We start from the raw sequence: 19,770 nt of genomic DNA on the forward strand, positions 1-19,770 counted from the left end.
TGTCTGACACAGTGTTGGCCCTTCGGTTGGCATCGTGTGCGTAAAGCTCGATGGGGCGACCCGTCACGCTTCCTCTCTCCATACCGGAGCCGCACACGGTTGTGACAACGTTGTCTAATTCGCGCTGATGCTTCTCTTCCCGCACAGGGCTGTCAAGATCCTGATCACGATCGGTCGTGGAGGGGACGTGACGCGCGGACAGCGGCCGTCCATCGTCGCGGTTACGCTCCCGGCATGTTCCGTGCGGCCCGGCCCGACGACTTCGCGCAGATCATCCACCTCTACCGACAGTTGAACCCGGACGATCCCGTGCTGGACGACGGCACCGACCGGACGGCCTTCACGCAGATCCTCGGCACACCCGGGCTGCGGCTGTTCGTCCTCGACCTGGACGGGTTCGTCGTCGCCACCACGTACCTCAACGTGATCCCCAACCTCAGCCGGTCGGCCTCGCCGTACGCCGTCATCGAGAACGTCGTCGTCGAGCAGTCGCGGCGCGGTACCGGTCTGGGTCGGCAGATCATGGCTGCCACGCTCCAGGCCGCCTGGGACGCGGGCTGCTACAAGGCGATGCTGATGACGGGCTCGCGGAACCCGGCGACACACGCGTTCTACCGTGCCTGCGGGTTCTCCACCGACGTCAAGACGGCGTACCTGGCGCGCCCACCCCGCTAGGGAAGGTCTCGCGCAGCGCGGCGTCCAGCGCGCGGCCGGTCGTCGGCTCGATGAACAACTCACTGAGCAGGAGATCGGCGAGGTAGGTGGGGTTGATGCCGGACTCCTTGCGCCCCAGCGCCTGGGACGCGCCGCCGAGTCGCAGGGCCGTCCGCGCCGCGCCGGTCGGCAGCCGGCCGACCCGGCGGCGGCGGCCGACCGCCTCGGCGATGCGCGCGAGCATGTCGTGCCAGGTGAGGTTCTCGTCGGCGACCGGGATGTCCGCGCCGCTGGCCTGCTCCAGGGCGTCGGCCGCGACCTCGGCCACGCTGCGCGCCGAGGCTGCGGCGCTTCCGCCGGTCGGCGCCACCAGAGGGGTACGCGAGCGCGCCCACCGGTCCAGCGGACCGGCCCAGTTCGGCAGCCGATCGCCGACCCGACCGAAGACGAAGGGCAGTTCGAGTACGGCGACCGGCAGACCGGGACCGGCGGCGGCACGCCCCTCGCCGGCCTGCTCCAGGCGGCAGCGGATGTACGTGTGCCGCTCACCGAGCCGCCACTGCGGGTGCAGCCGGTCGAAGTACGTGTAGTACGAACCCATGATCACCCCGCGGGTGAGGCCCTCCGCGCGGGCGGCGGTGAACAGGCGCACCACCGGATCGACGTTCTCGCGGCGGAACTGCGGATAGATCGGCTTGGGCAGCGCCCGCTGCTCGTCGGTACGGGTGGCGTACACGACGCCGTCGTGACCGGCGAGCAACGATCGCAGGTCGTCGGTCGAGGCGGACCCGACGTCGAGCAGGGAGTCGACCCCCTGCTGGGCGGTACGCGCCACCGAGGTCGTGGCGTGCCCGCGCTCCCGCAGCACCTCCACGACGTGCGCGCCGATCAGCCCACTGCCACCCACCACGAGAATCCGCACGCTGAATCGTCCACTGCGAAGCGGGGTGCGTGTCAAGTGCGGATGCGACGGCGGTGGGGCGCGACCAGAATGGCGTCCGGAGGTGATCGAGGATGACCGACAAGGAGAGCGTTCCCCGGCTGACGTCGGTGGTGCTCGACGGCACCGACGCGCGAGAGTTGGCCGAGTTCTACCGGCAGCTCATGGGCTTCGTCTACCGGCCCGGAGACGAGCCGCCCGCGGACGGCCGACCCGACGAGCGCGGTCGTGACTGGCTGGTGCTCAGGTCACCGGACGGCGGCCCGCAGATCGCGTTCCAGCAGGTCGACGACCTGCCCGAGGCGACATGGCCGAAGAACGACGTGCCCCAACAGCTGCACCTGGACCTGACCGTCGGGTCCGTCGACGAGCTGCTGGTCCAGCACGAGCGCGTGCTACGCCTCGGCGGCCAGCTACGGTTCGACCGCATCGTGGACCCCGAGGAGCCGCTGCGCGTGTACGCCGACCCGGCGGGCCATCCGTTCTGCATCATGGTGGGATAGCGGCAACGACGCCGTCCGTATCCGTATCCGTGCGCGGCACGCGTGCGACAGTGGTGCGGACCATCGTCGAGGACGGGGACGAGGATGCCGGAACCGCGCGCCTTCTGGCTGGACGAGCAGTTCGACCGCGAGCACGGCACCGACGGGCGCGGCCGCTACGAGGCCGAGGTGCTCCGCCGGATCGGCGAGTTCGCCGAGACCTGGGGTGACTTCGCGCCGGTCGCGTTCGCCGCGACGGCCTGGCGGGTCGCCAGCGAGCTGTCGCCGGGCTTCGTGCGGTGGCACCGGCGCATCCTCTCGGCGACCTGCGAACGCAGTCCGTGGGACGGTGGCATGGTCTGCGCGGTCATCGTGGCCTCCCGCTGGCCTGCGGAGCTGACCTGGAGCAAGCAGTGGCAGCGGGACCGCGGATGGCAGGACTGGCCGCGGCTGTTCGGCCAGTTCACCACACCCACCGAGCAGGACCGGACGCGCCGTCCGCATCTTCGCGCGCTGCTCCAGGTGGAGGCGCCGCTGCCGCTCGACGGCCTGCCGCCGACACCGGACGGTCCGGACGACCACGTCGCCGCCGCGGCACGTCGGGCGGTCGTGGTGCTGGCCCGGGAACTCAACGACCTGCTGGCACCGGTGATCGGGCAACTCGACAGCGGAGTCCCCGCCGACTCCTGACGGCGGGGACTCGTCTCGACACGGCGCGTCGGCAGTCGCGATGGTGCAGTGGGCCCGGCCCGGTCACCGATCGGGCCGGGCCCACCACGTGTCAGCCGGTGGTCAGGTAGAACTTCTCCCAGGCCCCGGCGGACGTGCGGTTGGCGATCAGAGACCCGGCCCCGGAGTTCTCCGCGCACACGAACTGGCTGTTGATCGTGGCACGCAGACTGACCGTCCCGTCCGAGTTGGTGACGATCTGGAAGGTCTGCGCCGCCCCGATCGACGTGCCGCTGGCGACCAACGGTGCGGTAGTGCTCGTGGCCGAGACATAGAGCCCGTTGGAGCGCGACTTCAGGGCGATGTTGCCGTTGCCGGCGTCCACCCGGTCGAACTGCTCGGTGCTGCCGACGCTGGCCTTGTTGGCGATCAACGCGGTGGTGCCGACCGCCGACACGTACTGGTTGTTGATCTGCGCCCGCAGCGTGGTCACCGGCGTGCTGCCACCGGTGCCGGTGGTGAAGGTGAACGCGTCCACGTCGAACAGGTAGCCCGACCCGCCCTTGAACACCAGGTAGAGCGTGGTCGACGCGGTGGGCGGGTTGCTGATCGTGCCGGACACCTCGGTGAAGGTCTCCCAGTTGCCGGTCACCGGCACCGTGACGGTGCCCAGCAGGGTGCCGGTGGCCGAGCCGGCCCGAACCTCGATCGTGCCGCCGGCCCCGGCCGACGACGCCCGCACGGTGATGCGGTTGGCGCCGGTCAGGTTGTACGGCTGGTACGAGATCCAGTCGTTGTTCTCGATGAACCCGGCGGTGCGGCCACCCTCGGCGCTGGTGTGGTCGGTGGCCTGGACACCCGACTGGCCGCCGAAGTGCTCACCCTGGCGGTGCTTCGGTTGCAGCGTCCTGATGCTGTGCGTGGTGAGCCCGCCGTTGTCGGTGTAGGCGGCGTCGAAGACTCCGTAGATGTTGGCCGCGGAGTCGTGCTCACCGTCGGTCGGGACGGTGATCGACCCGCTGCACCCGTTCTTCGAGGTGATCTGGTGGGCGTGACTGTCGTGGCCCAGCGCGTACGTCAGGCTCACCTTGGAACAGTCGATGGTGCCGTCCTGCGGGTCGCTCACGCTGATCTGGTACGAGACGGTGTCACCGAAGTTGAACAGTTGCCCGTCGGCGGGCGAGGTCAGTGTCACCGTCGGTGCCGTGTTGCCCACGGTGATGACCAGGCTCGCCGTGCCGGTCAGGCCGGTCGGGTCGGTGACCTTCAACGTGGGGGAGTACGTGCCGTTCGTGGTGTACGTCTTGGTGGGGTTCGCCGCCGTCGACGTGGTGCCGTCCCCGAACGTCCACAGGTAGCTCAGCGCCCCACCCTCGGGGTCGGAGCTGCCGGCCGACGAGAAGTTCACCGTCAACGGGTTGGCACCCGACGTCGGGTTCGCGGAGGCGACCGCGATCGGGTTGCGGTTGCCGCCGCCGATGTACTCGATGCGGAACAGCGCCTGGTTGTTCGAGCCGGTGCCGTAGTCCAGCACGTACAGCGCGCCGTCCGGGCCGAAGGCCATGTCCATGACCTGCGTGCCGCTCCACGGGAAGCTGGAGATCTCCCCGCGGGAGCCGTCGGAGTTGATGGCGATGGGCTTGATCCAGCGGCGGCCGTACTCGCCAGCGAAGAACTGGCCGTTCAGCGACTGCGGGAACTTGACGCTGGAGTTGAGCGAGGCGTCGTACCGGTACACCGGCCCGGCCATGGGCGACTCGGAGCCGCTGCCGAACTCCGACGGTGAGCCGGAGTCGCCGGCGTACTTGATCCAGGCCGGCTTCGCCGCGGGCAGCGTGCCCAACCCCGTGTTGCGGAACGAGTTGTTGGTCGGCCCGCCCGTGCAGTTGTACTTCGACTGCGACGGCCCGGACGGGAAGGTGTATTCATTGTATGTTTCGGTGCTCGTGTTGCTGCCGGTGCAGTACGGCCAGCCGAAGTTGCCCGGCGCGGTGATCCGGTTGAACTCGACCTGACCCGACGGACCCCGGCTCGAGTTGGTGCTTCCCGCGTCCGGCCCGTAGTCACCGACGTAGACGACGCCGGTCGCCTTGTCGACGCTCATCCGGAACGGGTTGCGCATACCCATCGCGTAGATCTCGGGACGGGTGTTGGCCGTTCCGGGCGCGAACAGGTTGCCCGACGGGATGGTGTACGTCCCGTCCGACTGCGGCTTGATCCGTAGCACCTTGCCCCGCAGGTCGTTCGTGTTGCCAGCCGAGCGCTGGGCGTCGAACTGCGGGTTGCGGTCGGTCCGCTCGTCCAGCGGCGCGTAGCCGGACGACTCGAACGGGTTGGTGTCGTCGCCGGTGGTCAGGTACAGGTTGCCGGCGGCGTCGAAGTCCAGGTCACCGCCGACGTGACAGCACTGCCCGCGGTCGTTGGCGACCTGGAGCACGATCTTCTCGGTGCTCAGGTTGACCGTGTCGTCGCTGTTCAGGGTGAACCGGGACAGCCGCAGGTGCCCCTTCCACCGGTCCCAGTCGGACTGCGAGCCGGTGGTGGGGGCGTCCCCGGACGGGGTGCTCAACGTGGGCGAGTAGTACAGGTAGATCCACCGGTTGGAAGCGAAGTTGGGGTCGACGGCGACGCCCTGCAACCCCTCCTCGTCGTGCGTGTAGACGGACAGGGTGCCGGAGACCTTCGTGTTGCCGGCCACGTCGGTGACCCGCAGGACACCGTTGCGGGCGGTGTGCAGCACCGAACGGTTGGGCAGGACGGCCAGGGACATGGCCTCGCCCAGCTCGGAGGAGCCGGTGGCGAGTTTGACCTGCTGGTAGTCACTGGCGGGAATCACCACCGCCTGCGCGGCGGAGGAGGGTGCGGCTACGGCCAGGGTCACACTCGCGACGGTGGTGACCGCCGCGATGAGTGCCCGTGACCAGCGCCGGGGGTTCGAGAGCATTGATCGTCCTTCCTCGACGACCAGGGCCGGGGCGTGCTGGGGCGCACCACGGCCAGGTGAGGGTGGTGGGAGCGAGCCGCGGCGCGGTCAGTTGGTGACGAGGGTGAACTTCTCCCACTGACCGATGGAGGTCCGGTTGGCGATCAGCGGAGAGGAGCCCCCGTTGTCAGCGGCCACGTACCGGCTGTTCACGGTGGCCCGCAGGCTGACCGTGCCGTCGGAGTTGCGGATCAGCTGGAACGTCTCCCATGCCCCGGCGCTGGCCCGGTTGGCGATCAGCGCGGCAGCCCCGGCGTTCTCCGCCGCGACGAACTGCCCGTTGCTCTTGGCGCGCAGCGCGACGTTGCCGTTGGCGAGGTTGACCAGTTCGAACCGCTCGGTGGTCCCGGCAGTGCTCTTGTTGGCGATGAGCGGGGTGGAGGCGTTGGCGGCGCTGACGTACTGGTTGTTGGCGAGGGCACGCAGGGTGGAACCGGTGGCGGCGGGCGGCGGGGTCGTCGGCGGGGCGGTCGTCGGCGGCGCCGTGGTCGGCGGCGGGGTCGTCGGCGGGGCCGTCGTCGGCGGGGCGGTGGTCGGCGGCGGGGTGGTCGGCGTCGTCCCCGGCGAGCAGTTCGCGCTCACCGAACCCGCGGCGACCTGCAGGCCACCGAGCAGCATCCGGGTGAAGTTCGGGTCGGTGTACGACGCCTCGGTGTGCCCGAGACCCGTGTACCAGGAACGCCCGGCGCCGACCGTCTTGCACCAGGTGATCGGGTGGTCGCCGTTCATGTTGCCGCCGCTGTAGGACGACTCGTCGAGGCTGGCGAGGACGTGTGCGCTGGAGCGGGGGTTGGTGCGGTAGTTGTACCACTCGTCGGAGCGGACCCAGGTGGCGCTGAGGTGCGCGGTCGACGGGTTGCTGCGGTCCTCGATCTTCACGGTCGCGGTCTGGATCGCCGGGTGCGAGTCGAACCACGCGCCGACCAGTTGCCCGTACCACGGCCAGCTGTACTCGGTGTCGGCCGCGGCGTGCACGCCGACGTAGCCGCCGCCGGCGGCGATGTACGACTCGAACGCGGTCTGCTGGCTGGAGTTGAGGACGTCGCCGGTCGTCGACATGAAGACCACCGCCTGGTACTGGGCCAGGTTGGAGGTGGTGAACTGGGCGGCGTCCTCGGTCGCGGTCACGCTGAAGCCGTTCGCAGCGCCGAGCTGCTGGATGGCGGCGATGCCGTTGGGGATGGCCGAGTGGCGGAAGCCGGCGGTCTTGCTGAACACCAGGACCTTGGTCAGCGGTGCCGCCGAGGCGGTGGTCGGCAGTGCGACCAGACCGGCCATCATCACGGCCAGGCCGGTGACGAGCGCCAGTAAACGGGGACGGGAACGCATGGTGATGCTCCTTAGCTGAGCGTCGACCCCGCAGGGCGCGCGTGGGCGCGCCCGGGGCCATGGTGGCGGTGATGCGGAAGCCGGGCCGCCGATGCTCGGCTGAGGTGATGTGGAGCGGTGGTGATGGCGCGGTGCGCCAGTCGACGCTCCCCGTCCGACCAGTGTGGACGGACGGACTGCATCGACTGACGTCGCTGACGCAGTAAACCTCTGATGTCTACGCGCCGTCAAGCCCGCCCGCTGTGGCCTGCCACTGCGGCGGGGAGTCGACCTCAGTGGCCGAGGACCAGGTACGCGAGGCCGAGGACGCCACGGTAGCCGCCCACGTACTCGCGCAGGCGATCGTCGAGCTCGGCGCGGACCTGGGCCGCGCGGGGATCCTCGGGGTACGTCAGCAGCCACTCCTGCCGGCCCGCGAGCCAGGTGGACTCGAAGTCGTCCCACTCCCGTTGGTCGGCGGTGCTCAGGTGCAGCAGCCGCCAGCCCCGCTCACGGGCGGCCTCGACGAGGCTCGCGAGGTCGGTCACGTCCGCACCGAAGATCTCCGCGACCTCCGCAGTGGGGTCGCGCTGCCAGTACCCCTCGCCGAGCAGCAGCCGCCCACCGGGGCGGACCACCGTGGCGAGGGCGTCGAGGGCCGCTCCGGTGCCCCCGAAGGCGTGCGCCGAGCCGATGCACAGAACCCGGTCGGCGGGCTCCTGCCAGGCGGCGGCCTCGCCCATCACGAAGGCGACGTGCCGGTTCAGCGACCTCTCGGCGGCGAGCCTGCGCCCCCGGGCGAGGACCGCCTCGTCGGTGTCGACGCCCACGCCCCTCGTCGCGACCGGGCCGGCGACGCCACCGGCGGCGACAGCGCGCAGCAGCAGCTCACCCCACCCGCAGCCCAGGTCGAGCACGCGCGCGCCGGGCCGTACGTCGAGTCGCCGCAGCAGCAGGGCCGCGTGCTCCTCCGACAGGGGCGTGTTCCAGCGCATCCGCGCGTAACGGCTGGCGGCGAGGTGGTCGGTGGATTGCATCGGTCCAGGGTGTCAAGTCATGACCATCGGCGCACACCGGGTCCGGTGCGTCGGCGTCGTCGGCAAGCGGGGACGGGCGTCGGCGCGTACGGCAGGATCGGTGCAATGGACGCGGAGGTGTCACCGCCGTGGCGGCCGCCGACCCGGCAGGAGGTCGCGGCGGCGGCCGGTCGCGGCCTGGTGGATGTGATCGGTCCCGGCCTGCGGGTGCTGTTCTGCGGGTTCAACCCGGGGTTGTACTCGGCGGCGGTGGGGGAGCACTTCGCCCGGCGGGGTAGTCGGTTCTGGCCGGCCCTGCACGGCGCGGGCTTCACCGACCGGGAGTTGCGCCCGTGGGAGCGCGCCGAGCTGCTGCGGCAGGGGTTGGGCGTCACCAGCCTCAGCAACCGGGCCACGGCCCGGGCCGACGAGCTGACCGCCGCCGAACTGGTGGCCGGGGTGACCGGGTTGGCGGTCAAGGCCGAGCGGCACCGGCCACGGTGGGTGGCGATCCTCGGGGTGACCGCGTACCGGATCGCGTTCGTCCGGCCGAAGGCCGGCCTGGGGCCGCAGCCGCAGCGGCTGGGACCGGCCCGGGTCTGGGTACTGCCCAACCCGAGCGGCCTGAACGCGCACTTCCCGCTGCCGGCGTTGACGGCCGAGTTCGCCCGACTGCGCCGGGAGGCCGGACCCTAGGCCCGCTCGGCAAGGGTCTCGTAGTAGGACCGCATCGCGGGGTGGTACTCGTCGAACTCCGGTCGGGGCGTGCCGTCCCGCGAGGCGACGAGCATGTCCAGGTAGTACTCCCAGCCGGCGCCCACCTCGGCGACGCCGTCGAGGCTGCCCAGTTGCTGGGTGAACCGCAGCTCGGTGACGCCGGCGCTCTCGGTCAGCGCGAACTCCAGCAGCCAGTTGCTCGAGCCGTCGACCATCGACACGCTCAGGCGTCGCGGTGGCTCGCACTCCTCGACGCGGACGTCGCACCAGGGCTGCTGCTCCTCGTACGCCATCTGGACCCGGATGGTCCGGCCGGGCCCGGCGTCGCCCTCCCACGGGCCGAACCAGCGGGCCGTGCGCTCCGACTCGGTCAGGCTCGCCCACACGTCGGCCGCCGAGGCGCGGAACGTGCGGGTGAGGACGAGGTCGTGGCCGGTGGCGGTGGGGAACAGGCGGCCAACGGGGGTACGGGTCATGCGGTGTGCTCCGTTCGGTGCGCGGCCGGGCCGCGGCGGCGGCGTTCCCGGCGGGTTCGATAGACCTCGGTCTCCAACGCGTCGAGGCGCTGCTCCCACCGGTCGGGTGCGACGAGCTCGCCGAGCCAGTCGACAAGCGGGGCGAGCGGGCCCGGATCGAGCCGGTAGATCCTCGTGCGGCCGATCAGCTCGTCGCGGACCAGGCCGCTCTCGCGCAGCACCCGCAGGTGTCGGCTGATCGCCGGGCGGCTGATGGCGAACCGTCCGGCGATCTCGCCCGCGGCCAGCGGCGCGTCGCGCAGCATGCTCAGGATGCGCCGCCGCACCGGGTCCGCGAGCGCCGCGGCCACCTCGTCCACCCCGAAAGCGTAACCCATGAGTTACGGGTTTTCCGGTAGGGGTGCGTCGGTGGTGGGCACATGATCACGTGACCTGGCACTCTTGACGGCATGCCAGCCCAGCTTCGATCCCGCCTGCTCGACTGGACCGTCTCCGTACCCGTGCTCGCGGTGCTGGTGTTGCTCGTGACGTGGGGGCGAGAACTTCCCGGCCCCGTCGTCGTGGTGGTCGCCGCGCTGCTGGGCGGCGCGGTGCTCGCGGCCGTGCACCACGCCGAGGTGGTCGCCCACCGGGTCGGGGAGCCGTACGGCTCGCTGGTGCTCGCCGTCGCGGTCACCGTCATCGAGGTGGCCCTCATCGTCACGCTGATGATCAGCGGCCCGGAGAAGACACAGTCGCTGGCCCGCGACACCGTCTTCGCCGCCGTCATGATCACCTGTAACGGCATCCTCGGACTGTCCCTGCTGCTCGGGGCGCTACGCCGACGTGTGGCCGTATTCAACCCCGAGGGCACCGGCGGGGCCCTGGCGACCGTGATCACCCTGGCCACGCTGAGCCTCGTCATCCCGACCTTCACCACGGCCCGCCCCGGCCCGGAGTTCAGCCCGGCCCAGCTCACCTTCGCCGCCGTCGCCTCGCTGGCGCTGTACGGGCTGTTCGTGCTGGTGCAGACCGGCCGGCACCGCGACTACTTCCTGCCGGTCGACAGCCGGGGTCGGGTGATCGACGCGGAGGAGCACGCCAAGCCGCCCACCACCCGCGCGGCGCTGGTCAGCCTGGGACTGCTGCTGGTGGCGCTGGTCGCGGTGGTCGGCGACGCCAAGACCGTCTCACCGACGATCGAGGCCGGTGTGGCGGCGGCGAACCTGCCGCACGCGTTCGTCGGCGTGATCATCGCGCTGCTGGTGCTGCTGCCGGAGACCCTCGCCGCCGCCCGCGCCGCCCGCCGCGACCGCGTGCAGATCAGCCTCAACCTCGCCCTCGGCTCGGCGATGGCCAGCATCGGTCTGACCATCCCGGCCATCGCCATCGCCTCGATCTGGCTGGACGGTCCGCTGCTGCTCGGCCTCGGCGGCACCCAGCTCGCGCTGCTGGCCCTCACCGCCGTGACGGCGGTGCTGACCGTCGTGCCGGGCCGGGCCAACGTGCTCCAGGGCGGCGTGCACCTGGTGCTGCTGGCCGCGTTCGTCTTCCTGGCCGCCAGCCCCTGACGCGCCGGACGCAGCCTGGTCGGTGCCCGCGTCGCGCAGCCGGCGGTCGGGTCGTCCGCCAGGGCGTCCGCGCGGGCGTTGAGGTAGCGCTGCTGTGCCAGGTTCGTCGAGCGTGCCGCCGCCATCCGGTACGCCTCGCGCGCCGCGACACGCTCGCCGGTCAGCTCCCACAGGTGGGCGCGGGCAGCCGGCAGTCGCGGGCCGTCGGCCAACCGGGGGTCCTCGTCCAGTCCGGCACCATCCACCGGGCTGCGGTCTCCTCCCGTCGCGCCCGCGCCTGGTCACGCCGTAGCAGGTCGGTGAGCCGCCGGGACGCGACGGTGATCAGCCAAGCCCGAGGATTGTCCGGTACGCCGTCACGCGGCCACCCGTCCGCCGCCGCGATCAGCGCCTCCTGCACCGCGTCCTCGGCCGTGTCGAAGTGCCCGAAGCGGCGTACCAGCGCGCCGAGGACCTGCGGCGCCAACTCGCGCAGCAGGCCCTCGGCGGGTGTCTCCGGCACGCCTCAGCCGGCCAGGTCCTCGACGCCGTTCGGCACCGGCCGCACGTCCACGTACGCGCCCGGGGTGTCCGGATCGACCAGGCCGGCGGCGATCTCGGTGGCCCGGTCGAAGCTGGCGCACTCCACGATCGTGTAGCCCGCCAGCACCTCCTGCGTCTCCGCGTACGGGCCGTCGGTCACCACGGGCGCCCCGCCCCGCACCTGCACGCGACGGGCGTGCACGGGCTCGCTCAGGCCCCGCGCGTCGACGAGTTCCCCGGACTCGGCGAGCGCCTGGTGGAACGTCTCCATGTGCTCGTGCATGGCCGCGACCTGTTCGGCCGACATGGCCGGCCGGTCGGAGGGCCGCCCCGACAAGGCGTCATAGTCCTGCTGCGACCCGTAAAGCATGATCATGTATCTCATGGTGGCCTTCCTGTTCCCGGTGCCGCCCCGGCACCGCTCACCAGAAACGTCGAACCCAACCCCGCGCCCCGTCCCCGTCCCGTCCCCGCCCCGTCCCGTCCCCGCCCCGTTGATCATGAAGTTATCGCTATCGATGTCGGCGTGTCGGCGCAATAACTTCATGATCAACGGAAGTGGGCGGGTCGGCGATGCGGGGGTGGGGGTGGGGTGGGGTGGGGGTGGGTTATTGGCCGTAGGAGAGGCGGAGGCGGTTGTTGATCAGGTAGTTGAGGCGGTGGCGGAGGTAGCCGAGGGTGCTCTCGCTGGGCGGGTCCGCGTCGGGGGTGGTCAGAGTCCAACGCACCGCACAGTCACCGCCGGGCAGCCCGGGCGAGATGTCGAAACGGATCTCGTCCAGTGGCCGGTGCGGCCACAGCGACGACCACACCAGCAGCACCGGCGCGTAACCCGTCACCACCCGTGGCGGTACCTCGTCGTCGCGTAACTCCAGCCAGGGGCGACTCCCGGCCTCGTACGGGTCACGGAGCGACCGCCACACGACCTGCGCCGGGGCAGGCTGGCTCCGTTGACGGCTGCCCAGCACGTGCACGTCGCCCCTCCTGACCGGGCGGTCGCGTCCGCCCCCGGGCCATTGTGGCGGCCCCGCACCACGGCGCGCGCGAACCGCCCGGCCTGCGCCACGCGCCGCGCCAACAACTCGTGCCGGCACCACGCCGCGAGAACCTGTGCGAGGACCGTCCGGGCCGGTCAGGCGTGAATCCTGCTGCGAGCCGTAGAGCAGAATCAGGTACTTCGCGGATCTCTTCTCCTGCCGCCGGCGCCGGTGCGGCGCCGCTCACCGGAGACGTCGACGCCGACCAGCCGTTCCGGACACCGTGGTGGCGACATCAGGGTGCGCCGACGGGGTGGTGCGCCGAGGCTACCGTCGGGCGCATGACGACGGTGTGGGTGGTGGTGGGCACCCTCGCCCTGCTTCTGGTCGGATCGTTCGGCTACGTCGCCCGGCGGGACCGCCGCCGGCTCAGCTCCGACGACGACGGCGGCGCCGCGCGCGACGCTCGCTCCGCCCAGGAGCGGTACGCCGCCGAGCGGCACGCCGTGCAGGGCGACACCTGGCTGCGTGGCCGCGACGGCGCCTCCGGCTGAACCGTCCCGACGCGGCGGCCGTGTTGACTGTGGGGGATGGTGACCCGTTCATCGGGGTACTGCGACACGATCGGGCACCTGGGGAGGGTGATGTGATGGCACGCTCGGGTCGCCCGCGCGGGCCACTGGCGGCCGCGCTGGTGGCGTTGGTGGTGGCCGTCGGCTGCGCCGTCGGCGGGGTCCCGGACAGTGGGCCACGGGCACCCGCGCCGGAGACGTCCCGCTTGGTCGGGACCGGGGAGCCGACCGCTCGCGCCGACCGCACGACGAACGCCGACAGCTTCCAGGACGACATCAGCGTCGCCGTCGAGAAGGCCGACCTCTACTGGCGTTCCCAGTTCGACGCGTCCGGGCGGTCGTTCCGGCCGATCAGCCGGATCGTGCCGTACCGCCGGGACGGGGAGGCGGCCTGCGGCGGCCAGGGACTGCCGCGCAACAACGCCGTCTACTGCTCCCAGGGAGACTTCATCGCCTACGACCTGAACTGGTCGGTGGGCGCCTACCAGCAGGTCGGCGACGCGTTCGTCTACTACCTGCTCGGCCACGAGTATGCCCACGGCATCCAGGTCAGGCTGGGCATCCGCTACAACTTCACCATCCAGCAGGAGTTGCAGGCCGACTGCATGGCCGGTGCGTACCTGGGTGACTCGATCCGCAGCCAGCAACTGCGGCTCGAGCAGGGTGACCTCGACGAGTTCCGGGAGGGCCTGCTCGCGGTCGGTGACGACCCGAGCCAGCCCTGGTTCGCCGAGGGCGCGCACGGCACCGCCGAGCAGCGGACCGACTCGTTCTTCCGCGGCTACGAGAAGTCGCTGTCAGCCTGCGGCCTGGACTGAACCGGGGGAAGACGGGCCGACCTGCGCCGCGTCTTCCCCCGGATCTGCTGCCCGAAGGGGCGGACCCGCTACGGGTAGGTGTTGCGCCAGGTGCCGCAGCTGTCGTCGCCGAGGTCGTCCTCGCACACCCGGATGCTGTCGGCGTACCCGTTCAGGACGCCCTTGCCGCAACCCTCGGCGGAGCCGTTGCCGTCGCCGACCTTGCCGTACGTGCCGCCACCGGACCACTTGACCTGTACGTAGACGCCGTTGCCGTCCTGCTCCTTGTCACAGGCGTAGACCGTGACTTGGCCGCCGTTGGGGTTGTTCTTGAACAGGGTGCCGTAGTCGTCGCCCTGGTAGGCGATCATGTTGGCTGCCTGCACGGCCAAGGCCGCCGTCGGGCTGCCGATCGTGACCGCGACGCCGAGCGCCAGAGCGCCCAGGCCGGCACCGATTCTTCGTGCCACCGTCATGCTGTTTGGATTCCTTCCCCCGTCGAAAGTGGAGCGTCGATCGTATCGACGATGCGCCGGTCGACATCGACGAGGGTGAGCCGGGGGCCGGTTCCGACCTGTGCCGTGCGGCGCTGCCCCGGCCCCTTGCGGTGACGTCGTCGCAACTGACCGTTATCGATTAGGGCGGCGGCGGTCCGGTGCCGGCTGGCGGGACGCTCCGGCGCCGTGGCGTACCCGACGACCACCGGGGCCGCCCCCGGCTGGCAGGATCAGGGCAGTCGCCGCACCCTGGAGGATCCGCTGAGCAGCCATTACCCCGCCGCCGTGCTCTTCGACATGGACGGCACGCTCGTCGACAGCGAGAAGCTGTGGGACGTCGCGTTGCAGGAGCTGGCCCACGAGTACGGCGGGGAACTGTCCGCCGACGCACGCCGGGCGATCATCGGTACCGCCATGGCCGAGTCGATGCGCATCCTGCACGACGACCTGGGGCAGCCCGAACGCGATCCGGACAGCAGTGCGGCGTGGATCAACGCACGGATCCTGGAGCTGTTCCGCACCGGTCTGCCCTGGCAACCGGGAGCGTTCGAGCTGGTGCACGCGGTCCGCGCGGCGGGAATCCCCACCGCGCTGGTCACCTCCAGCCCTCGGGCGCTGGTCGAGATCGCCCTTGACACCCTCGGTCGGGACAACTTCGACGTGGTCGTCGCCGGCGACGAGGTGGTCGCTGCCAAGCCGCACCCGGAGCCGTACCTGACCGCCGCACGGCACCTCGGTGCCCCGATCGAGCGGTGTGTGGCGATCGAGGACTCACCGACCGGGGTGGCCAGCGCGCTCGCCTCCGGCGCGGCCGTGCTGGCCGTACCCGCCGAGGTGCCGCTGCCCCCCATCGCCGGCGTACACCAGGTGCCGAGCCTGACCGGCGTGGACCCGGAGGCGCTCGCGGCGCTGCTGACCGACCGGGCCGCGGCGACCGGCTGACGCGGTCGACGCCACCGGCCGAGGAAGCGCGCGACCCCCGACGCCGCGAGTGGCGTCGGGGGTCGCGAGGTGGAACCGGTCAGTCGTGGGCGATCGCGCCCAGGACGTTGATCCGGGCCGCCCGCACGGCGGGGACCACCGCGGCCACCACCCCGACGATCGCGGCGAGACCGAGGAAGACGCCCATCTGTCCCCAGGGCAGGATCAGGTCGGTGATGCCCTCGTCCTTGAGCGCCTCGACCACGGCGGCGCCCAGGCCGGTGCCGACCGCGACGCCCAGCAGTGCGCCGAAGACGGAGATCACCACCGCCTCGACCGTGATCATCCCCATGGTCTGGCCACGGCGCAGCCCGATCGCGCGAAGCAGGCCCAACTCCCGCGTGCGCTCCAACACCGACAGCGCGAGCGTGTTGACGATGCCCAGGACGGCGATCACGATGGCCAGCGCCAGCAGGATCTGGATCATCGTGAGCAGCCCGTCGAGCGAACTCGTCTGCTGCTTGATGAACGCGTCCCGGTCGGCCACCGACACCTCGGGGCTGTCCGCGAGCAGCATCTCCACCTGCGGTTGCACGTCGGCCGCCCGGGCGCCCGGTGCCAGCTGGATGAAGCCCTGGATGGGCTGCGGGATCGCGAAGTCCTTCGCCGCGGCCGGCGGCAACGTCACCGGGTTGGTCAACTGCGACGACTCGTAGATGCCGCTGATCGTGTACGTGCGAGGCTCACCCCGGGTGAGCTGCACGGTCACCGTCGAGCCGACCGACCAGCCCCGGGACTTGGCGGTGTCGGAGCTGGCGAGCATCTGCGTCGGTGACAGCCGGTCGATGTCACCGGCGGTCGCCTTGGCACCGAAGATCTGCCGCAGCGACGCGACCTCGCTGCTCGCCGCCACCCACGTGCTCTGACCGTCCACGCGTGCCATGTCGCCGTACTCGCCGTCGACCAGTCGCACGCCGGGCAGCGCCTTCACCTGGTCCAGCACGCTCGGGTCGAAGCTCGGCGGACGCGGGCCACCCTGCTGACCGGCGATCACCAGCTCGGCCTTGATGGTGTCCTGGGCGAGCGCGCTGATGCTGCCCTTGGCCGAGTCGAGGATCACCGTGACGCCGGTGACCAGCGCGATGCCGACCATCAGCGCGGCAGCCGTGATGGCGGTGCGGCGGGGGTTGCGCCCGGAGTTGAGCCGGCCCAGCTTGCCCGGCACCGACCAGGAGAAGATCGCGCCGAGCAGGTTCACCACCGGCCGACTGATCAGCGGGGTCAGCAGCGCCACACCGATGAAGGCGAACAGCACGCCGCCCAGGATGGTGGCGAGCGTCTGACCGCCCGCGTTGCCGCTGAGCCCCAGGAAGAGCAGCACCGCGCCGATGCCGGTGACCAGCGACCCGGCCACGGTGATCTTGGTCAGCGGTCGGTCCGGGGTCGCCACGTCCTGCATGGCGGCGATCGGCGGGATCCGGGACGCCCGCAGCGCCGGCAGCAGGGCCGCCACCACGGTGATCACCAGACCGACACCGAACGACCCGATCACGGCCGCCGCCGGCACGCCGATCCCGGCCAGGGTCAGGCCACCGGCCAACTTGCCGAACAGGAACGCCAGCAGCGCGCCCACCCCGATGCCGGCGGCCAGGCCGAGCACCGACGCGATCAGACCCACCGCGATGGCCTCCAGCACCACCGAGCCGATGATCTGCCGCCCACTCGCACCGATGGCGCGCATCAGCGCCAACTCACGGGTGCGCTGCGCCACGATGATCGAGAAGGTGTTGAGGATCAGGAAGGTGCCGACCAGCAGCGCCACGGCGGCGAAGCCGAGCAGGATCTTGTTGAAGAAGGAGAGGCCCTCCTTCAGGCTGGCCGCAGCGTCATCGGCGACCTGCTCGCCGGTCTTCACGTCGTAGTCCGCGCCCAGCGTGCGGGCCACGTCGTCGCGCAGCGCCTCATCCGAGACACCGCCGGCGGCCTTCACCGTGACGCTGCTGAACACCCCCGGTTCGCCCAGCATCAGCCGCTGCGCCACCGGCGTGGTGAAGAAGACCTCGTTGACGCCGCCGATCGAGTCCCGGTCACCGCTGTAACCGGCGATGCCGACCAGCGTGAAGTCCCGCTTCTTCGACTCGAACGCGGTCAGCACGCCGACCTTCTCGCCGACGCGCACCTTCGCCGACGTGGCCAGCGACTTGTTGACGACGATCTCGTCGTCGGCCTGCGGCGCGCGCCCCTCGCGCAGTTGCAGCAGGTCCCCCTCGCCGACCCAGTTCTCACCCAGCTGCGGCGGCCCGAACGACGTGACGACCTTGCCGTTGCTGCCGATCACCCGCGCACCGTCGGCGTTGACGACACCGGTCGCCGAGGCCACCCCCGGCACCTGCTTGACCCGGTCCACCACGGCGGCCGGCAGCGGGGCGGCGGTCTGCTCGCCCTCCATCTCGTTGACCTCGACCTTGGGCTTCGCCGCGACGTTCACGTCGATCTCGGAGAAGCCGTCGGCGAACACCGAGTCGAAGGAGCGACCCAGCGTGTCGGTCAGCACGAACGCGCCGGAGACGAACATGACCCCGAGCACCACCGCCAGACCGGACAGGATCAGCCGGACCTTGCGGGCCAGCAGACTCTTGAGCGTCGCCCGGAACATCAGTTGCCCACCTCGGCCGGAGTGTCCAGCTTCTTCATGGTGTCCAGCACCGTGTCGGCGGTCGGCTCGATCAGCTCCGAGACGATCTGCCCGTCGGCGAGGAAGACCACCCGGTCGGCGTACGCCGCGGCGGTCGGGTCGTGGGTGACCATCACGATGGTCTGGCCGTGCTCGCGCACCGAGTCGCGCAGGAAGCCGAGCACCTCCGCGCCGGAGCGCGAGTCCAGGTTGCCGGTCGGCTCGTCCGCGAAGATCACCTCGGGGCGGGACACCAGCGCACGCGCGCACGCCACCCGCTGCTGCTGACCGCCGGAGAGCTGCGCCGGCCGGTGGTCCAGCCGGTCCTGCAGGCCCACCGTCCGGATCACCGTGTCGTACCAGGCCTGGTCCGGCTTACGCCCGGCGATCGACATCGGCAGCAGGATGTTCTCCTTCGCGGTGAGCGTCGGCAGAAGGTTGAACTGCTGGAAGATGAAGCCCACCTTGTCCCGGCGCAGCTTCGTCAGTCCGGAGTCGCCCAGCCCGGTGACCGTCGTCTCACCGATCGACACCGTCCCCCGGGTCACCGAGTCGAGACCGGCGAGGCAGTGCATCAACGTCGACTTGCCGGAACCCGACGGGCCCATGATCGCGGTGAAGCGGGCACGTTCGAACTCCGCGCTGACCCCCCGCAGCGCGATGACCTGAGCCTCGCCGCTGCCGTACACCTTCCACACGTCGTTCGCCCGGGCCGCGGCCTGCGCCTGCTGGCCTACCGTCGCGGTCACGTCATCTACCTCTTCCGTCTGTCCGAATCCCACGCCGCCCCCCGATGGTCCGGCGCGACCGTTCAATCATCGGCGCTGCTCGCGCCCGTACCGTCCGCCCCTGGGGGGACGCGGAGCGGATTTCCCGCTGCGGGTGCACCCCCATGCCGCATCAGGGTTGCCCCTGACCCGACGGCCGGTCGACCGGTTTTGCACACTTCCCCCTCACGTCACAGGAGGGTCAACCGCGCCGTGCCGTCTCCGGTCACGGTAGGTGAGCACGGCAACCGGGCCGTCCCTCCACGGGGGGATCTTCGAGTACGCCGCGTGAGGTACCCGGGGCTTCGCGGCTACGCCCGTGGGCGGACCAGACCCGACTCGTACGCCAGCACGACCGCCTGCACCCGGTCGCGCAGCCGCAGCTTGGTCAGCAGGTGCCCGACGTGGGTCTTGACGGTGGTCTCGCTCACCGACAGCACGGCCGCGATCTCGGCGTTGGACAACCCTCGGGCCACCTGCACCAGCACCTCGCGTTCCCGGTCGGTGAGCGCGTTGAGCGCCGCCGACGGCGTGGCCGACGGGTCGGGCAGCAGCTCCGCGAATCGCTCCAGCAGTCGCCGCAGGATGCGCGGCGAGACCACCGCGTCCCCGCCGGCCACCGTGCGGATCGCCGCGATCAGCTCCTCGGCGGGTACGTCCTTGGCCAGGAACCCGCTCGCGCCCGCGCGCAGCGCCCCCACCACGTACTCGTCGAGGTCGAACGTGGTCAGCACCAGCACCCGCACCGGCAGGCGGGAGTCGACGATGGCTCGGGTCGCCGCCACCCCGTCCATGCGGGGCATCCGGATGTCCATCAGCACGACGTCGGGCAGCAGCCGCCGGGACAGCTCGACCGCCTCCACGCCGTCGCCCGCCTCCGCCACCACGTCCAGGTCACCCTCGGCCCCCAGGACCATGCGGAAGCCCGTACGCAGCAGCGGCTGGTCGTCGGCGAGCAGGATGCGTACCGGCCGAGCCGGGGCCACCCGATCGCTCATCTCGTCTCCCGTCCCGGTCCACCGGCCTGTGCGTTTCGCCGACCACGGTAAAGGTCGCCCCGCTCCGCCACTCCCTCCCCCGCCGCGATCTTGCACTTTCTGCGCCGACAGGCTGGGGCGAATCACCCGATGTCGACAACCGAAACTGCAAGATCGCCGGGCCGGGGCGGGGCGGGGCGGGGCGGGGCGGGGCGGGGTGGGGTGGGGTGGAGATGGGAAGAGCGTCGTGGAGGGAAGGAGTGTAGATGAG

20 protein-coding genes and 1 pseudogene are annotated in these 19,770 nt (G+C 71.2%); 8 read left to right on the top strand and 13 right to left on the bottom strand.

Going from position 1 to position 19,770, the window contains the following annotated elements:
• The first annotated feature begins 234 nt into the window (after positions 1–234).
• Positions 235–675, top strand: coding sequence for a GNAT family N-acetyltransferase (locus tag ABZV06_RS14215; RefSeq protein ID WP_355621455.1), 441 nt, complete (start codon positions 235–237; stop codon positions 673–675).
• Here the strand turns inward: ABZV06_RS14215 and ABZV06_RS14220 are convergent.
• Positions 641–1,576: an NAD(P)H-binding protein gene (locus ABZV06_RS14220; protein ID WP_355621458.1), complete on the bottom strand. Its 936-nt coding sequence runs from the start codon at positions 1,574–1,576 to the stop codon at positions 641–643. The two genes, ABZV06_RS14215 and ABZV06_RS14220, sit on opposite strands and share 35 nt — an antisense overlap.
• A gap of 92 nt (positions 1,577–1,668) precedes the next feature.
• On the opposite strand from ABZV06_RS14220, the gene ABZV06_RS14225 reads away from it, so the two are divergent.
• Both ABZV06_RS14225 and ABZV06_RS14230 read left to right on the top strand, forming a co-directional pair.
• Positions 1,669–2,097 (top strand): VOC family protein, encoded by a 429-nt coding sequence (locus ABZV06_RS14225; protein ID WP_355233460.1) that lies wholly within the window; start codon positions 1,669–1,671, stop codon positions 2,095–2,097.
• Between the two features lie 84 nt (positions 2,098–2,181).
• The gene (locus ABZV06_RS14230) at positions 2,182–2,766 is read left to right on the top strand and encodes a hypothetical protein (protein ID WP_355621461.1); all 585 of its coding nucleotides are present in this window, start codon (positions 2,182–2,184) and stop codon (positions 2,764–2,766) included.
• A gap of 91 nt (positions 2,767–2,857) precedes the next feature.
• On the opposite strand, the gene ABZV06_RS14235 is transcribed toward ABZV06_RS14230, so the two are convergent.
• The 3 genes from ABZV06_RS14235 to ABZV06_RS14245 all read right to left on the bottom strand — a co-directional run bounded on the left by ABZV06_RS14235 (position 2,858) and on the right by ABZV06_RS14245 (position 8,073).
• Positions 2,858–5,689 (bottom strand): PQQ-dependent sugar dehydrogenase, encoded by a 2,832-nt coding sequence (locus ABZV06_RS14235; RefSeq protein WP_355621464.1) that lies wholly within the window; start codon positions 5,687–5,689, stop codon positions 2,858–2,860.
• 87 nt (positions 5,690–5,776) lie between these two features.
• Positions 5,777–7,057, bottom strand: coding sequence for a ThuA domain-containing protein (locus ABZV06_RS14240; RefSeq protein WP_355233466.1), 1,281 nt, complete (start codon positions 7,055–7,057; stop codon positions 5,777–5,779).
• Positions 7,058–7,329: 272 nt separating this feature from the next.
• Positions 7,330–8,073: a methyltransferase domain-containing protein gene (locus tag ABZV06_RS14245; protein ID WP_355621467.1), complete on the bottom strand. Its 744-nt coding sequence runs from the start codon at positions 8,071–8,073 to the stop codon at positions 7,330–7,332.
• A gap of 105 nt (positions 8,074–8,178) precedes the next feature.
• On the opposite strand from ABZV06_RS14245, the gene mug reads away from it, so the two are divergent.
• Complete coding sequence (mug, locus tag ABZV06_RS14250; protein ID WP_355233470.1) at positions 8,179–8,748, top strand: G/U mismatch-specific DNA glycosylase; 570 nt, start codon at positions 8,179–8,181, stop codon at positions 8,746–8,748.
• Here mug and ABZV06_RS14255 read toward each other — a convergent pair.
• Both ABZV06_RS14255 and ABZV06_RS14260 read right to left on the bottom strand, forming a co-directional pair.
• Complete coding sequence (locus ABZV06_RS14255) at positions 8,745–9,245, bottom strand: SRPBCC family protein (protein WP_355621470.1); 501 nt, start codon at positions 9,243–9,245, stop codon at positions 8,745–8,747. The two genes, mug and ABZV06_RS14255, sit on opposite strands and share 4 nt — an antisense overlap.
• A complete protein-coding gene (locus tag ABZV06_RS14260; protein WP_355621473.1) occupies positions 9,242–9,604 on the bottom strand; it encodes a metalloregulator ArsR/SmtB family transcription factor in 363 nt (120 codons plus the stop codon). The genes ABZV06_RS14255 and ABZV06_RS14260 overlap by 4 nt, the downstream gene beginning before the upstream one ends.
• A 90-nt stretch (positions 9,605–9,694) precedes the next feature.
• Here ABZV06_RS14260 and ABZV06_RS14265 point away from each other — a divergent pair, with 90 nt between their 5' ends.
• Positions 9,695–10,795, top strand: a complete 1,101-nt coding sequence (locus ABZV06_RS14265; RefSeq protein WP_355233476.1) for an ionic transporter y4hA — start codon at positions 9,695–9,697, stop codon at positions 10,793–10,795.
• A 247-nt stretch (positions 10,796–11,042) separates the two neighbouring features.
• On the opposite strand, the pseudogene ABZV06_RS14270 reads toward ABZV06_RS14265, so the two are convergent.
• The 3 genes and pseudogenes from ABZV06_RS14270 to ABZV06_RS14280 all read right to left on the bottom strand — a co-directional run.
• A pseudogene (locus ABZV06_RS14270) lies at positions 11,043–11,297 on the bottom strand (sigma factor); the annotation flags it as partial.
• Positions 11,298–11,300: 3 nt separating this feature from the next.
• On the bottom strand, positions 11,301–11,693 hold the full coding sequence (locus ABZV06_RS14275) for a YciI family protein (RefSeq protein ID WP_355621476.1): 393 nt from the start codon (positions 11,691–11,693) through the stop codon (positions 11,301–11,303).
• A 232-nt stretch (positions 11,694–11,925) separates the two neighbouring features.
• On the bottom strand, positions 11,926–12,291 hold the full coding sequence (locus ABZV06_RS14280) for a hypothetical protein (protein ID WP_355621479.1): 366 nt from the start codon (positions 12,289–12,291) through the stop codon (positions 11,926–11,928).
• A gap of 344 nt (positions 12,292–12,635) precedes the next feature.
• Between ABZV06_RS14280 and ABZV06_RS14285 the strand changes: the two genes are divergently transcribed.
• The gene (locus tag ABZV06_RS14285; RefSeq protein ID WP_355621482.1) at positions 12,636–12,848 is read left to right on the top strand and encodes a hypothetical protein; all 213 of its coding nucleotides are present in this window, start codon (positions 12,636–12,638) and stop codon (positions 12,846–12,848) included.
• Between the two features lie 95 nt (positions 12,849–12,943).
• Positions 12,944–13,684, top strand: a complete 741-nt coding sequence (locus ABZV06_RS14290; RefSeq protein WP_355621485.1) for a neutral zinc metallopeptidase — start codon at positions 12,944–12,946, stop codon at positions 13,682–13,684.
• Between the two features lie 68 nt (positions 13,685–13,752).
• On the opposite strand, the gene ABZV06_RS14295 is transcribed toward ABZV06_RS14290, so the two are convergent.
• Positions 13,753–14,133 carry a hypothetical protein gene (locus tag ABZV06_RS14295; protein WP_355621488.1) on the bottom strand — a complete coding sequence of 127 codons (381 nt, stop codon included), beginning with the start codon at positions 14,131–14,133 and terminating at the stop codon, positions 13,753–13,755.
• Positions 14,134–14,445: 312 nt separating this feature from the next.
• Here ABZV06_RS14295 and ABZV06_RS14300 point away from each other — a divergent pair, with 312 nt between their 5' ends.
• The gene (locus ABZV06_RS14300) at positions 14,446–15,102 is read left to right on the top strand and encodes an HAD family phosphatase (protein ID WP_355621500.1); all 657 of its coding nucleotides are present in this window, start codon (positions 14,446–14,448) and stop codon (positions 15,100–15,102) included.
• A 79-nt stretch (positions 15,103–15,181) separates the two neighbouring features.
• On the opposite strand, the gene ABZV06_RS14305 is transcribed toward ABZV06_RS14300, so the two are convergent.
• The 3 genes from ABZV06_RS14305 to ABZV06_RS14315 form a co-directional block, all read right to left on the bottom strand.
• Positions 15,182–17,737 (bottom strand): FtsX-like permease family protein, encoded by a 2,556-nt coding sequence (locus tag ABZV06_RS14305; RefSeq protein ID WP_355621491.1) that lies wholly within the window; start codon positions 17,735–17,737, stop codon positions 15,182–15,184.
• Positions 17,737–18,504: an ABC transporter ATP-binding protein gene (locus ABZV06_RS14310; protein ID WP_355233492.1), complete on the bottom strand. Its 768-nt coding sequence runs from the start codon at positions 18,502–18,504 to the stop codon at positions 17,737–17,739. Before ABZV06_RS14310 ends, ABZV06_RS14305 begins: the two co-directional genes overlap by 1 nt.
• 329 nt (positions 18,505–18,833) lie before the next feature.
• Entirely contained in the window at positions 18,834–19,520 is a 687-nt protein-coding gene (locus ABZV06_RS14315; RefSeq protein WP_355233494.1) for a response regulator transcription factor, read from the bottom strand.
• Positions 19,521–19,770 lie beyond the last annotated feature (250 nt).

The sequence above is a fragment of the Micromonospora sp. NPDC005172 genome, from assembly GCF_040608555.1.
In the GTDB taxonomy this organism is placed as follows: Bacteria; Actinomycetota; Actinomycetes; order Mycobacteriales; family Micromonosporaceae; genus Micromonospora.

Bases quoted from the DNA above. Each gene is read 5' to 3' on its own strand.
- ABZV06_RS14215 (WP_355621455.1), top strand. From the start codon at position 235: ATGTTCCGTGCGGCCCGGCCCGACGACTTCGCGCAGATCATCCACCTC.
- ABZV06_RS14225 (WP_355233460.1), top strand. From the start codon at position 1,669: ATGACCGACAAGGAGAGCGTTCCCCGGCTGACGTCGGTGGTGCTCGAC.
- ABZV06_RS14230 (WP_355621461.1), top strand. From the start codon at position 2,182: ATGCCGGAACCGCGCGCCTTCTGGCTGGACGAGCAGTTCGACCGCGAG.
- ABZV06_RS14235 (WP_355621464.1), bottom strand. From the start codon at position 5,689: ATGCTCTCGAACCCCCGGCGCTGGTCACGGGCACTCATCGCGGCGGTC.
- ABZV06_RS14240 (WP_355233466.1), bottom strand. From the start codon at position 7,057: ATGCGTTCCCGTCCCCGTTTACTGGCGCTCGTCACCGGCCTGGCCGTG.
- ABZV06_RS14245 (WP_355621467.1), bottom strand. From the start codon at position 8,073: ATGCAATCCACCGACCACCTCGCCGCCAGCCGTTACGCGCGGATGCGC.
- mug (WP_355233470.1), top strand. From the start codon at position 8,179: ATGGACGCGGAGGTGTCACCGCCGTGGCGGCCGCCGACCCGGCAGGAG.
- ABZV06_RS14255 (WP_355621470.1), bottom strand. From the start codon at position 9,245: ATGACCCGTACCCCCGTTGGCCGCCTGTTCCCCACCGCCACCGGCCAC.
- ABZV06_RS14265 (WP_355233476.1), top strand. From the start codon at position 9,695: ATGCCAGCCCAGCTTCGATCCCGCCTGCTCGACTGGACCGTCTCCGTA.
- ABZV06_RS14275 (WP_355621476.1), bottom strand. From the start codon at position 11,693: ATGATCATGCTTTACGGGTCGCAGCAGGACTATGACGCCTTGTCGGGG.
- ABZV06_RS14285 (WP_355621482.1), top strand. From the start codon at position 12,636: ATGACGACGGTGTGGGTGGTGGTGGGCACCCTCGCCCTGCTTCTGGTC.
- ABZV06_RS14290 (WP_355621485.1), top strand. From the start codon at position 12,944: ATGGCACGCTCGGGTCGCCCGCGCGGGCCACTGGCGGCCGCGCTGGTG.
- ABZV06_RS14305 (WP_355621491.1), bottom strand. From the start codon at position 17,737: ATGTTCCGGGCGACGCTCAAGAGTCTGCTGGCCCGCAAGGTCCGGCTG.
- ABZV06_RS14315 (WP_355233494.1), bottom strand. From the start codon at position 19,520: ATGAGCGATCGGGTGGCCCCGGCTCGGCCGGTACGCATCCTGCTCGCC.